This window comes from Mobiluncus mulieris (genome assembly GCF_014204735.1).
Classification (GTDB): Bacteria; Actinomycetota; Actinomycetes; order Actinomycetales; family Actinomycetaceae; genus Mobiluncus; species Mobiluncus mulieris.
Map to the genome: position 1 here is coordinate 2,423,340 of NZ_JACHMA010000001.1, position 13,069 is coordinate 2,436,408.

General features: G+C 53.2%; 13 protein-coding genes and 1 tRNA gene. 10 read left to right on the forward strand and 4 right to left on the reverse strand.

The window, feature by feature from the left end; all coding sequences use genetic code 11:
- The first annotated feature begins 93 nt into the window (after positions 1-93).
- On the forward strand, positions 94-747 hold the full coding sequence (locus F4555_RS10635; protein WP_004013354.1) for a TetR/AcrR family transcriptional regulator: 654 nt from the start codon (positions 94-96) through the stop codon (positions 745-747).
- A 106-nt stretch (positions 748-853) separates the two neighbouring features.
- Positions 854-1,819, forward strand: a complete 966-nt coding sequence (locus tag F4555_RS10640) for a serine hydrolase domain-containing protein (RefSeq protein WP_004013913.1) — start codon at positions 854-856, stop codon at positions 1,817-1,819.
- A gap of 13 nt (positions 1,820-1,832) precedes the next feature.
- Here F4555_RS10640 and F4555_RS10645 read toward each other — a convergent pair whose 3' ends face one another.
- Positions 1,833-2,501 (reverse strand): TrmH family RNA methyltransferase, encoded by a 669-nt coding sequence (locus F4555_RS10645; RefSeq protein WP_004013912.1) that lies wholly within the window; start codon positions 2,499-2,501, stop codon positions 1,833-1,835.
- A 22-nt stretch (positions 2,502-2,523) separates the two neighbouring features.
- On the opposite strand from F4555_RS10645, the gene pyrE reads away from it, so the two are divergent.
- Positions 2,524-3,093 (forward strand): orotate phosphoribosyltransferase, encoded by a 570-nt coding sequence (pyrE, locus tag F4555_RS10650; protein ID WP_004013351.1) that lies wholly within the window; start codon positions 2,524-2,526, stop codon positions 3,091-3,093.
- A 138-nt stretch (positions 3,094-3,231) separates the two neighbouring features.
- On the forward strand, positions 3,232-4,257 hold the full coding sequence (fbaA, locus tag F4555_RS10655) for a class II fructose-bisphosphate aldolase (RefSeq protein ID WP_004013349.1): 1,026 nt from the start codon (positions 3,232-3,234) through the stop codon (positions 4,255-4,257).
- Positions 4,258-4,393: 136 nt separating this feature from the next.
- Here fbaA and F4555_RS10660 read toward each other — a convergent pair whose 3' ends face one another.
- On the reverse strand, positions 4,394-5,263 hold the full coding sequence (locus F4555_RS10660) for an SDR family NAD(P)-dependent oxidoreductase (protein WP_004013348.1): 870 nt from the start codon (positions 5,261-5,263) through the stop codon (positions 4,394-4,396).
- 65 nt (positions 5,264-5,328) lie between these two features.
- Here F4555_RS10660 and F4555_RS10665 point away from each other — a divergent pair, with 65 nt between their 5' ends.
- Positions 5,329-6,267, forward strand: a complete 939-nt coding sequence (locus F4555_RS10665; RefSeq protein ID WP_004013347.1) for an HAD-IIA family hydrolase — start codon at positions 5,329-5,331, stop codon at positions 6,265-6,267.
- Positions 6,268-6,294: 27 nt separating this feature from the next.
- Complete coding sequence (locus F4555_RS10670; protein ID WP_115325648.1) at positions 6,295-7,161, forward strand: exodeoxyribonuclease III; 867 nt, start codon at positions 6,295-6,297, stop codon at positions 7,159-7,161.
- A 10-nt stretch (positions 7,162-7,171) separates the two neighbouring features.
- Here the strand turns inward: F4555_RS10670 and F4555_RS10675 are convergent, their stop codons facing one another.
- A complete protein-coding gene (locus F4555_RS10675) occupies positions 7,172-8,392 on the reverse strand; it encodes a DUF4032 domain-containing protein (RefSeq protein ID WP_004013910.1) in 1,221 nt (406 codons plus the stop codon).
- Positions 8,393-8,518: 126 nt separating this feature from the next.
- Complete coding sequence (locus F4555_RS10680) at positions 8,519-9,637, reverse strand: ABC transporter ATP-binding protein (protein WP_004013344.1); 1,119 nt, start codon at positions 9,635-9,637, stop codon at positions 8,519-8,521.
- Between the two features lie 189 nt (positions 9,638-9,826).
- Here F4555_RS10680 and F4555_RS10685 point away from each other — a divergent pair, with 189 nt between their 5' ends.
- The 4 genes from F4555_RS10685 to F4555_RS10700 all read left to right on the forward strand — a co-directional run bounded on the left by F4555_RS10685 (position 9,827) and on the right by F4555_RS10700 (position 13,060).
- Positions 9,827-11,401 carry a serine/threonine protein kinase gene (locus tag F4555_RS10685; RefSeq protein WP_115326104.1) on the forward strand — a complete coding sequence of 525 codons (1,575 nt, stop codon included), beginning with the start codon at positions 9,827-9,829 and terminating at the stop codon, positions 11,399-11,401.
- A 110-nt stretch (positions 11,402-11,511) separates the two neighbouring features.
- Positions 11,512-11,584 (forward strand) — tRNA-Thr (locus F4555_RS10690).
- 42 nt (positions 11,585-11,626) lie between these two features.
- A complete protein-coding gene (locus F4555_RS10695) occupies positions 11,627-12,328 on the forward strand; it encodes a uracil-DNA glycosylase (RefSeq protein WP_115325646.1) in 702 nt (233 codons plus the stop codon).
- A 69-nt stretch (positions 12,329-12,397) separates the two neighbouring features.
- A complete protein-coding gene (locus F4555_RS10700) occupies positions 12,398-13,060 on the forward strand; it encodes a LytR C-terminal domain-containing protein (RefSeq protein ID WP_115325645.1) in 663 nt (220 codons plus the stop codon).
- The last annotated feature ends 9 nt before the right edge of the window (positions 13,061-13,069 follow it).

Sequence of the window (13,069 nt, forward strand, 5' to 3'; positions counted from 1 at the left end):
CCAGTTATATTTATATGCAGGATGAGGTGTACTTCCTAGATGTTTCTGGGAAACAGAGAAAATAGAATTATTCTTTGAGTATTTGGAGATGAAATGCCCTCTAGTGATAGGCGTACACGAGGCTCCTATGCCTCTGGGTTAGCACGGCGTGAAGCGATTCTCGATGCGGCGGTGGATTTGCTGGGAGAAGTTGGTTATCACGGTATGTCCTTGCGTGATATCGCTCGAAGCGTGGGGATTTCACATCCGGGGGTTATCTATCACTTCCCATCCAAAGAAATCCTGTTGATGAGTGTAGTTGATCGCTACGAGAAAGAAATGGGTTTTGACTTTCGGAAACTCGCGCAGCTTGATGCCATGGCCTTGCTCGATACGTTGCTAGAGGTTTTGTCGAATGTGGCGACCAACGCGACCATCATCGAAGCCGAATGTATGCTGTTGGCTGAGGCCTCTTCAGAGTTGCATCCCGCTCATGATCACTACGAGGAGCGCAACCGGAAGTTCCGCACTCTTTTGACGCAAGCCTGGACTGAGCTGCAGGCACAAGGGCTTGCACATACCGCCTTGAAAGCCCGTGATATAGCGGTGCTCCAAATGTCGCTGTTTGATGGGATTTTGAGCCAATGGCTCTATACACATGAAAAGAACTGTCCCGGGCAGATGGCGCAGTTCTATCTGAGCATGTTCACTCCGGGAGCCACTCAAGAGAGCCTGGGTCGCTACCGCGAGGCCGGGTGGCTGCGCTAACCTAGTTGAATTCCATCGAGTTTTAGTTAAGTCCAGCTGTGGTCGCGGAGCTAGACCGAATCCGGCTGGGGTCGATAGAGTTCGCTTGAACAGGAAAGGAAACCGCGTGAATACGGTGGCTTTCGGGGAACTGTCCCCCGAGCATATCCCGCTGCGTCACGAGGTGCCTTTCCCCTATGCGTTGGCGGTGCTATCCCGACAGGGCAGCGGGGATATCTATGTGTGGACTGGTGGCTCCAGCCGCGCGGATCTGGAACAGTCATTCAAATGGATGTCGGTGACCAAGGTCTTGGTGTCAACGGCGTTTTGGGTACAGTCCTTGCCGCAGCTGGACGGCCAGATTCTGCCCTTGGATACTTCAGTTCCCTCTCCGGCTCCGCCGGGGGTCACCTTGCGGGATTTACTGGCGCACTGCTCGGGACTGCCTTTTGACAATCCACATCCCGACGGGGTTCAAGACTCCAAGAATCAGCTGGGAGTGCGGCTCGGAATTACCAGTCCACAAGCAGCAACCATCGCCCCTTTTACGAAACGGATTTACTCCAACTACGGTTTTGAAGTGGCGGCGAGTTTCGCCGCCACGAAACTCGCTATGCCGTGGACACAGTGGGTGGCGCGAACAATCCTCCACCCTCTTGGAATGAGTGATACAAAACTGGTGGGTTCACCCGCCTGGGGAGCCACCAGCCCGATAAACGATTTGGCTAAATTAGCCGCCGAGCTGCTCAACTCTACCAGAACTCCGCTGAGCTCCAGTGATATCGCGGGCTTCGCCCGCCCAGTACGCCCAGGTTTGCGCGGCATGCTGCCCGGATATGGACACCACCGCGACAATCTGTGGGGAACCGGGGTCGAGATTCACGGACATAAAACCCCGCACTACCTGCCCCCAGAGTTTCCTTCCGAGGTCTTTGGACACTTTGGACAATCGGGTTCCTTTATCTGGGTTGACCTTGGCGCGGGGGTGGCCGGCGTTTTTTTAGGAGGCCAAAACTTCGGTTCCATCCACAAGTCGCTATGGCCACAGTTAAACACCCAGATGCGCCACTTGGCGCTTAGTGCCCAAGGCTAGGCTCCGCCAAGGCCTAGGGGAGTCGGCGGGGATAGGCTCGCACCCACGCCCACATCGAGATAGCGGCCGCGTGCCCCACGTTCAAAGAACGGGTGGAACCATACTGGGCAATTTGTATCAAACGGTCCAAAATCTCTTGAGTCGCGGGGGTGATACCCGAGGACTCTTCCCCGAAAATCATCAAGCAGCGCCGGGGCAGCTCGCAGCTCTCCAAGTTTTCGGCGCCAGGAAGGTTATCCATCCCCACAATAGTCAAGGCTTTTTCAGCAGCGTAGGTCGCCAAAGCGGCTGGCACCTCATGAAATTGCAGATGCAGATAGCGGTCGGTAACCATCGCACCGCGACGATTAAAACGCCTCCGCCCTAAAATATGCACCTGGCGCACCCCCAAACCGTTAGCGGTGCGGATAATCGAGCCGATATTGAAGTCATGCCCGATATTTTCTACGGCTATCTCCAGGCAGGGTGCGGATAAATCCTCGGGATGTGGGTTTAACTCCCAATCCAACTGGGCGGTGATAGCCGCATTGCTCCAATAGCGAAACCGGTCGGGAACATTGCGCCGGTCACCTTCTCTCAGTAAAGCCGCGTCATAACAATCCCCCATGGGCAGTGGCTGATCGGTCGGCCACGGTCCCACCCCAACCTCAGATTCTTCATCAGAATAGTTCGTTTCTTGCACGCATTCACTCTATGCTAGGAATGTGAAAAACAACGACCCGCAACTGTCAAGACTAACCGAATTGGTAAAAACCCTGTCCGTGGTGCACGGCAAAGTCACCCTGGCCTCCGGGAGGGAAGCCGATTTCTATGTGGATATGCGCCGCGCCACCCTACACCACGAAGCCGCCCCGCTAATTGGACATGTCATGATTGATTTACTCGAAGAAAACGGCTTCCCCATCTCCGAGATAGACGCGGTGGGGGGACTGACAATGGGAGCCGACCCGGTGGCTAGCGCCATGCTGCACGCGGCGGCCGCCCGGGGGCTAGACCTTGACGCTTTCGTAGTGCGGAAAGTTGCCAAAGACCACGGGATGAAACGCCAAATCGAAGGCCCCGAGGTGGCGGGCAAGCGCGTGGTGGTGTTGGAAGACACCTCGACCACCGGGGGCTCGCCGCTCCAGGCTGCGAATGCCCTGGAAGCTGCGGGAGCTAAAGTGGTGGCCGTGGCCGTGATTGTGGATCGCGACACCGGAGCTCAGCAGCGCATTGAGGAAGCTGGTTATCCGTATTTTGCGGCCTTACACCTAGCGGATTTGGGTCTGTCCTAGAACCGGGGTTTACATTTGCGACTCGACGATACGCGAATTTGCGAACAACTGATTTTCTCCGGCCATCAAGGCGAAAAAAATGGAGAAAAGTGAAAGAATATAAGGGTCATATCGACAACAAAAAGAAGGAGTTTTACTGTGCCTATTGCAACCCCAGATGTTTACAAGGAAATGCTCAAGCGCGCCAAGGAGAACAAGTTCGCCTATCCCGCTATCAATGTCACCTCTTCGCAGACCTTGACAGCAGCTTTGCGCGGTTTCTCTGACGCTGAGTCCGATGGCATCATCCAAGTGTCGGTTGGCGGAGCGGAGTACTGGTCTGGTTCCAGTATTAAAGACCGTGTCGCTGGTTCCCTGGCTATGGTTGCCTATGCCAAGGAAGTTGCCAAGAACTACCCCGTAACGGTAGCGCTGCACACCGACCACTGCACTGAAGACAAACTGGCCTCGTGGACAGAAGCTTTGATTGACCTCGAAATTGAGGAAGTTAAAGCTGGCCGCTTGCCATTCTTCCAGTCCCACATGTTCGATGGTTCTTCTATCCCGCTGGATCGGAACCTGGAAGTCGCCAAGCGCTTGTTGCCGAAGGCTGTGGCTGCCAATACCGTCCTAGAAGTTGAAATCGGTGTTGTTGGTGGTGAAGAAGACGGTGTGGTTGGCGAAATCAACGAAAAGCTTTACACCACCACTGCAGACGGCATCAAGACGGTAGAGGCTCTGGGTCTGGGCGAAAAAGGTCACTACCTTACCGCCTTGACTTTCGGGAATGTCCACGGCGTGTACAAGCCGGGTCATGTGAAGCTGCGCCCGGAACTGTTGGGCACCATCCAGCAGGAAGTCGGGGCGCACTTCAAGGCGGGTGACCGCCCCTTCGACCTGGTGATGCACGGTGGTTCCGGCTCTACTGCCGAGGAAATCGCCACCGCCGTCGCCAACGGTGTAATTAAGATGAACGTCGACACCGATACCCAGTATGCCTACACTCGTCCAGTTGCTGACTGGATGTACAAGAATTACGAGGGCGTACTTAAGGTTGACGGCGAGGTTGGTATCAAGAAGCAATACGACCCGCGTGCTTGGGGCAAGGCCGCCGAAGCTGGGATGGCTGCCCGCGTGGTTGAAGCCTGCCAGCGTCTTGGATCCGATGGCACTATGATGAAGTAATTCCAGCCTTAGAACTGAGCGTTGGGGGAGTCCGTAAGGGCTTCCCCAACGCTTTTAGCTTTGTACCAACCGGTTCAAAATCCAGTTTGTGCGACCGAATCAATCGGATTCACAGCGCAGTGCAAAACAACCTATTTCACAGTGCCCGGTTGAAAAAATGTGAACCAAAGTACCGACGCATCAACCAGCGGGGTGCGAAACGAGAGGCCGCTAATACAATTTTGTACCGAATAGTCGGGGTGACCAAGGCTCGGCGACGACGCGCCGCCTCAATAGTTTCTTGTACCACTAGAGAGGGGTCGACGAAACTAATTTTTGGCCATACCCCGACGTTCATCCCCGCCGCTTCATGAAACTCGGTGTGCATCAGCCCCGGGGCTACGGCGGTGACGGACACGCCGGAGCCACGCAATTCGGTGCTTAGGGATTCCGAGAAAAACCGCACCCAGGTCTTTAGTGCCGCATAGGTTCCCATAGCGGTGTAGGCGGTCGCAGAGGACACATTGATTATTACTCCACCACCGTGTGGCTGGGAAACGGGGACTCCACAGCGTAAAAAGTGTACCGCTCGGTACAGTGTGGGGTTTTTTCTGTGGGGTTCATGAGGCGCCACTCGGGAAACTCGGCGTAGCATCGCGCGTGCCCCTTCCCAGCTTAATCGAGCCACGACACGTCCCATCAGCTCTAAAGCCTTTTCTTCCTGTGTCCAATCTCCGGACACAAATGTTTGTCCGAGTCCGAAGCCCGCATTGTTAACCAACACGGCAACGGGGCGCGATTCGTCATGCAGACGCCTAATTACCGTATTTTGTCCTGCCGCAGTGCTTAGGTCTGCCGTTAAAACTTCGACTTTCACCCCGAGGGTGGCGCGGATTTTCCCGGCCAGGGCTTCGAGACGATGTGCTCGTCTGGCTACCAGAACCAGGTTAAGGGGTTCGGCGGCCAGTTGCCAAGCAAATTCTTCCCCTAAGCCGCTGGAAGCCCCGGTGATTAGTGCCCACTTCATATCGTATCCTTTGTGTTTTCAGGTTTTGTCCTTTAACCTTAAAATGAACAGTACGTCGTAGGCCAATGTTGTTCTCGCTGGTGTGTCGGCGAGGATTTGTGGCGTTGGGAAATCCCCAACGATTATCAGGGGGGAAGTTCGCTTTGAAAACCAAAATTACCGACCAGCTAGAAGCCATGATGGATGCCACTTTTGGCACCAAGCAACAACGTGAACAGGAGATTAATCCGCCAGTTAAAGAGCTCAAGTACTGGCTTACTGATATGGATGGGGTTCTGGTTCATGAGGAGCAAGCCATCCCCGGTGCTGCGGAGTTTTTACAAACCTTGCGGGATAAAGAGCGTGAATACCTTGTACTGACAAATAACTCGATTTTTACCCCACGTGATCTTTCAGCGCGTTTGGCGGCTTCCGGGTTGGAGGTTCCCGAGGAACGTATCTGGACTTCAGCCTTGGCCACGGCCTCTTTTTTAAAGACCCAATCCCCGAAATCTACTGCCTACGTGGTGGGAGAAGCTGGGCTGACTACGGCTTTGTACCAGGCTGGCTATGTTATGACTTCGACGGATCCCGAATACGTAGTATTAGGAGAAACCCGCTCCTATTCTTTTGACCAGATTGCCACGGCGGTGCAGCTGATTAGCAAGGGTGCGAAGTTTATTGCCACCAATCCGGATACCACCGGACCGACAGCGGACGGTCCGATTCCCGCTACCGGGGCGATAGCCGCGATGATAACTGCCGCCACCGGAAAGAAGCCGTACTTTATCGGTAAGCCTAATCCGGTTATGTTTCGCACTGGATTAAACAGAATTGGGGCTCACTCCGAGGAAACCGCGATGATTGGTGACCGCATGGATACGGATATGCTTGCTGGGGTCGAATCCGGACTGCATACCTTCCTAGTGCTGACGGGTTCTACTAAGGCCGAACAAATTTCGGATTTCTCGTACCGCCCCAATGAAGTCATGCCCTCCATAGCGGATATTATCGAACGGGTTTGAGTGTGACCTTTAGATAAAGGGAAAACGGTGCGTATTTCCACTTGGAACATTAACTCTATCCGAAGCCGCTTGCCCCGGGTGTTGGAATTTTTGTGCCGCTCAAACGTTGATGTCCTTGCCATGCAAGAAATCAAGTGTCGAGTTAGTCAGTTTCCCGTTGAGGCTTTCTTGGCTAGTGGGTATCAAGTTTTCGTTAATGGCTTGAACCAGTGGAATGGGGTGGCTATAGCAGTGCGCGCCGATTTGGACGCACAGGTTTTAGGCACTGAATTTAGCGGGAAAATTCCCCAGCCACCTTTTGGCAAACCGCCGGTAGTTGAACCGAGAGCCTTGGGGGTTCGCGTGGCGGGAATCGAGTGCTGGTCACTCTACGTGCCCAACGGCAGGGAAATAGATAATCCCCATTTTGCTTATAAACTGGCGTGGTTAGAGGCTCTGCGTTCTCATGCGCACACTCTGTTAGCTGCTAACCCCACAGCTTTAGGTCTGTTCATGGGGGATTTTAATATTGCCCCTTGCGACGAGGATGTCTGGGATATTCAGGAATTCGTGGGAGCAACCCATGTTTCCGTTCCAGAACGCGAGGCTTTTGCGCGGCTGCTCCAATCCGATACTCTGGCACAGGCTGTCAGCCTGGATGAAACTGCAATTTCCCGTATTGGAACAGACAGTACAAATTGCGGGGGCTTAGTGGAAGTGACCCGACAGTTCGCGCCGGGATGGACATACTGGGATTATCAAAAAGCTAGGTGGCGGCGCAATCAGGGTATGAAAATAGACTTCGCCCTGGCTACCCCAAATTTGGCGGACAAGATTACGGGAGCTTTTATTGGCCGAGAGGAGCGCGACGGGGAAAAACCCTCCGATCACGTCCCGGTGGTATTAGAACTATAAGTCTGAGAGTCTAGGCTCCCAAGAGTGCTGCCTCATCAGGTTTCGAAGGCAAAATCTTGCGAATATAAGAGTCAATAGCCTCTTTCATCGGAATCTCTCGTTTGGCATTTTCCGAGAGGAACCAGCGGTGTTCTAGCACCTCATGAAAAATTTGAGCGGGTTCCAGCTTAGCCTGTAATTCCGGGGGAAGCGCGGCCACAATCGGTTCAAAAACCTCGGTGAGCCAACGATGTGCTACCAATTCCAGTGGGGCGTCATTGAGATTATTTAAGGCTCGGTAGGTTTGCATGTCGTTAATCATGCGTCGTCCCTGATTTTCTTGTACATCCAGGCCAGTTAGGCGCATCACCTGGCGGTGATAGTGTCCAGAATCCACCACCTTCGGTTTAATCAATAACCTCGAAGTACCACCGGTTTCATCAGCCTTCATTCGCAGCTCGCCCACGTCGAAACCCAGGTTGTTCAAACGGCGAATCCGGTCTTCTACCCGCCAGCGCTCCGAAGCGGAAATGGCTTCTTCCGACGTCAGTTCGTTCCACAGAGCGTCATAGCGGTCTTGAATAAGATTTCCGATTTCAATGGCATCAGCATCTTCGTCCAAAACCCCACCCGCCTGGAGATCCATCAGTTCCCCGATAATATTCGTGCGTGCCAAATCAATATCATAAGACCGTTGTCCAAAGGACAAGCCTTCGGGATGTAGCTCTCCGGTTTCTGCATCCACCAGATATCCGGCAAAGGCTCCGGCGTCCCGACGAAATAGGGTGTTGGACAAGGATACGTCGCCCCAAAAGAATCCTGCCAGGTGGAGGCGTACCAAAAGTACCGCCAAGGAGTCAATCAGACGCGTAGCGGTTTCGGGCCGCATCAATGAAGTGAACAAAGCTCGGTAGGGTAGAGAAAAAGGCAGATGTTCAGTGATTAAGGCACTGTTGAGTTCTTCGCCGGAATCGCTGGTGCGGTTGGTGACAACTGCTAAAGGGTGAACGGTGGGCTGCTCGAGGCGGACTAAATCCCGCAACAGGGCGTATTCTCGTTGCGCCACCTCGGCAGAGATTTCCTTGACTGCCAAAATACGTTCTCCCAGGTTCACGAAACGCACCACGTGGCGAGAAATTCCGTGAGGAAGGGAGGCGATAAAAGGCTCGGACCACTCTTTCAGTGGCAGATTCCACGGTAAATCGAATAAATCCGGCTCGGTAGTAGCAGCGGTAATAGATAGTGCAGACACGTTCAAATTCTTATCTATTTTTCTCTCAAATGCTAATTACATACAGCATTACTAGCCCCGAGTTAGTCGGTCGGAGACGGTTACCCGTCTCCGACCGACTAACTCGGCAAGGAGTAATTAACCTGACTATTCCGGCAAACGCATCCCGGTGGAAGCACTGAAAACGTGCTGGTGTCCGGGGTTAATCTTTACATTTAACACGCTGCCTGGCTTGGGGGCGGTACGCGGGGGAACCCGAACCACTAGGTGGTCATCCGTAACTGAACCCGAGGTTCCGGCTTCGTCGCCCTGGAAGTGCCCATAAACATAAGCGTCGGATCCCAGTTCCTCGGTAACATCAACAATCACTGGCATAACTCCCGGGCCTTCTTCGGTGGTTATGGACAGGTCTTCGGGGCGGAATCCGATGGTAACCTCACCGTTATCCGCATCCACCATGGCGGAACGCTGTGCTGGGGAAATCGTTAGCGTGGCTCCAAAGAGTTTAGCTACCTCGCCCTCGACTCTGAACTTGCGTAGGTTCATGGAGGGGGAACCAATGAAGCCGGCTACGAATTCGTTAGCCGGAACCTGGTACATTTCATCGGGGGTTCCTGCCTGTTGGAGGATGCCGTCTTTTAGCACTGCGATACGGTCGCCCATCGTCAAAGCCTCGGTCTGGTCGTGGGTCACATAGAGTGTAGTGACCCCCAGGCTACGTTGCAGCGAGGCAACCTGAGTGCGGGTTTGGACACGCAGCTTGGCATCCAGGTTCGACAGGGGTTCGTCCATCAAGAATACTTGCGGTTTACGAACAATGGCTCGTCCCATGGCCACGCGCTGACGTTGCCCACCGGAAAGTGCCTTTGGTTTGCGATCTAGATACTGCGTCAAGTCCAAGGTCTTCGCAGCTTCCTCGACTCGGCGATTAATCTCGTCCTTGGGAGTGCCGGCAATTTTGAGGGCAAAGCCCATATTGTCGCGAACTGTCATATGCGGGTACAAAGCGTAGTTTTGGAACACCATAGCAATGTCCCGATCTTTGGGTTGCACATCCGTGACATCTTTATCGCCAATTAATATCCGACCGGAGTTGACCTCTTCCAAACCAGCCAGCATCCGCAGCGAGGTGGATTTCCCGCAGCCCGAAGGCCCCACCAGAACCAGAAACTCCCCGTCCTTAATCTCTAAATCTAGAGCATCAACTGCGGGAACAGTAGACCCTGGATAGATACGGGTGGCCTTATCAAAAGTAACAGTAGCCATATCAAATTCATCCTTTCACCGGCAGGTACGTGCCGGACGTTCCGAGTAAAAGGTAGTAGCCTAAGGGGCGGAAACGGCTCCATTGCCCTACCGTCGAAGTTATCGACACCAAATAGTATGCCAGAAAATCCAGAGCGTAGCTAAGTTTTTATCTCGTGTTTGCCCGATTTCTTTCGGTATTCTGAAACTATGACCGATTCCCGCCACCTGTTAGGACAAGATGTTGGTGGATATGTGCTGGAAAGACCCCTCGGGAAAGGGGCTTCCGCCACTGTCTATTTGGCGCGTAATATCGAGGGTAATCAGGTGGCTTTGAAACTTTTGTCCCCTGATATTTTCCTGGGGGAACGCCGTCATGAGGATGAATTACCCGGTCGGCAGCGACTGCGTGCCGAGGCGGCGGCTTTAACCAAACTCGATGTGCCGGGAGTGGCGCACGTGTTGGATCTAGAAATTGACTCGGACGTGGCAGCGTTTTTAGTAACCGAATACATTGCCGGTTCCACCCTGGAAGAAGATGTGCGCCGAGGCGGGGCGTGGCGACGCGAAGATGTCTATGAATTGGGCACATTGCTGGCAAAAACTTTGCAAGCGGTTCATGCCCGAGGAGTGTGTCATCGGGATATTAAACCGGCCAATGTAATTCTTGGAACGAATGGTCCAATTTTGATTGACTTCGGGATTGCCTTTGCTACCGGGGAGGCGCATCTGACACAAACGGGTTTGGTGGTTGGTACCCCGGGGTTTATTTCTCCCGAGGTTATTTGTGGTAATCCGCCAAGTTACGTTGATGACTGGTGGTCATTAGGAGCCACTTTACTATTTGCTCTCACTGGGAAACCACCCTTTGGGGCAGAATCTCAAACTGTGCAGATTTCCAGGGTTCTAGCTGGTAATCCGGCTGTTGAAACGCTTGATGTAGATTTAGCAACCGTCTTTAGGGATGCATTAGCTCCCCAAGAGTCCCGGAGCGCTGACTTTAATGCAATTCTGAAAGCGTTAGCTGTTCCGCTGCAAATTTCGTTGCAAGATAAGGGTGGTTGTACCGAGCGGTACAATATAGAGTCTCCCACAACTGTATTAACCCCCGCCGTAGAAATAAGTCCGATTCCGTCAAGCACAGAACTTTCCTGGCAACTAGAGGCTTCCCCTGAGCGTGGTGAAGAAGAGGAAACCGCTCCTGATTCGAAGTTAATCCCCCTGCTGGAGTCAGAGTCCCCATTAGAAAATGAAGATTCCGAGACCTTGTCGGTTTTCACTCCAAGAAGACTGCCTTTCTTGGTGCTAGCAGGGATTGTTTCCTGGGCTCTTTTGGGAACCCGCGAAGAACTCATTGCCGGGGTGGCGGCACCGCTAATTTTGTGGCTGTTCGCGGCTGCGGGCTGGCAAACACGTGCGAAACATAAACTCTTTTCTGTACCTACAGCGTTGGTTAAAGGGCTGTTTACTGCTCTGCCAAGTGCATTTGTTATCGGATTTTTCTTGGGTGGTAGCCTTGCAATCAAAACCGGATTATTCCCCCACTTTCCTGGAATTAACACCGCGATTCTTGGTTTTTCTGGACTAAGTATTCCACAAACTATGGTCTTACGACTAGGGATGCTGGCGATAGGGGGCGCTTTAACCTGGTGGCTGCCGAGCTCTGCCCCCGCCAGAACCGGGGCACGTATCGTACTGCGGAGGTTTTTTCCACAGTGGGGAACCCGGTTTTTGGTCGGGGTAGTACTTTTATCTGCCGCGTTTTTCGTCGTCGTCCGAGCCTGAAATAGTGAGATGTTGGCAATATAATGGGGATTTCGAACCGTGTCAGGCCTCGATGAATGCAAACTTTGGTTTATATCCCAAGATGTGAGAAAATCGCTATGAAAGCAACCGCCACTTTAGCTCAGTTGGTAGAGCACCCGCCTTGTAAGCGGACGGTCAACAGTTCGAGTCTGTTAAGTGGCTCCGTTCCAACGGATACCGAGTCGGTTTTCGGTGTTTCTTCGGATGATTAAACCCAGAAATAAGGATGGAACCATGAGTGGCTTGGAAAATATCATGGCACCTGATTGGGCCAAGGTGATGCGGCCAGTAGAATCCCAGATTCACGCCATGGGAGATTTCCTTCGAGCGCAAAACGCAACTGGGCGTGGGTATTTGCCTCCGGGAAAGCAAATATTCAACGCATTTACCCGGCCGATGTCTGCAGTGAAAGTACTGATTGTGGGGCAAGACCCCTATCCCACCCCGGGGCACGCTATGGGTCTCGCCTTTTCGGTAACTCCAGGTACAGAAATCCCGCGATCCTTACAAAACATCTTTAAGGAACTCGAAAGTGACCTTGGCTTTAAACCGCCCAATTCAGGGGATTTAACTCCCTGGGCGAATCAGGGAGTGATGCTACTCAATCGTTGCCTCAGCGTGCAACCCGGGGCGGCCGGTTCCCACCGGGGCAAAGGCTGGGAAGTCATCACAGAGTTCGCGATTCGAGCCCTGGCCAGTCGGAAAGATAAAGCTTTGGTGGCTATCCTGTGGGGGAATGATGCACGTTCTACCAAGCAATTCATGCCCCAGATTCCGGTTATTGAATCCGTGCATCCCTCGCCACTTTCCGCTGCTAGAGGTTTTTTCGGTTCGAGACCCTTTAGCCGAGCCAATCAGCTACTCCAAAGCTTGGGAGCCACTCCTGTGGACTGGCATCTGGCCTAATTCGGCGTGTTTAATACATTTAGGCGTGGCACATAGCAAATCCCATTCTGATTAGCTACCTTTAAAACTGTGAGTGAAGCGCAGTATCCCGAGGACGAATTCGACCGGATTGGTAAACGGCTGCCGCAAGGGGCACACCGACCCGGTCAGCCCTGGTGGCACGGGTTTTTACCCTTCGTTATTGCAGTTATTGTCGCCCCGTTACTGGCCTGGGTCATGTTACTGTTGATAAACTCCCATCCGGCGGATACCAGCACCGCCGACGTATCCTCGAAAGCTAGTCAGCCCGCAAATCAAAGTGTTTCGCCTGAGGCTACGCAAACACCTCATGAATCGGAAGCCGGAGACGAAAGCCCGGCCGCCCCGGAAAGTCCCTCTACTAGCGAAAGCCCCACGACCCCCGAAACCACGGGTACTTCGGCGGACAGCTCGAATGCTGCCCCGCAAGAGACAGAAGGGGGTAGTGTTGACAAATCCAGCTCGGTGGAGGTGTTTAATGCTTCTGGGATTAATGGTTTAGCCGCAGGAGTTAAAGCCAAAATTGTGGCTAAAGGATACGCCACGGTGACTGCCAGCAACTTTACGGGAACCAAACCCAAACAAAACACCATCTACTACTCGGCCAACCACGAAGCTCAAGCCAAAGAGATTCAACAGATGCTGCAAATCGACATGCTGGTGCAGCAGCAAGGAATCAGTGGGGTGCAAATCGTGTTGGTCGAGAAGCTTTGAATCTGTAAA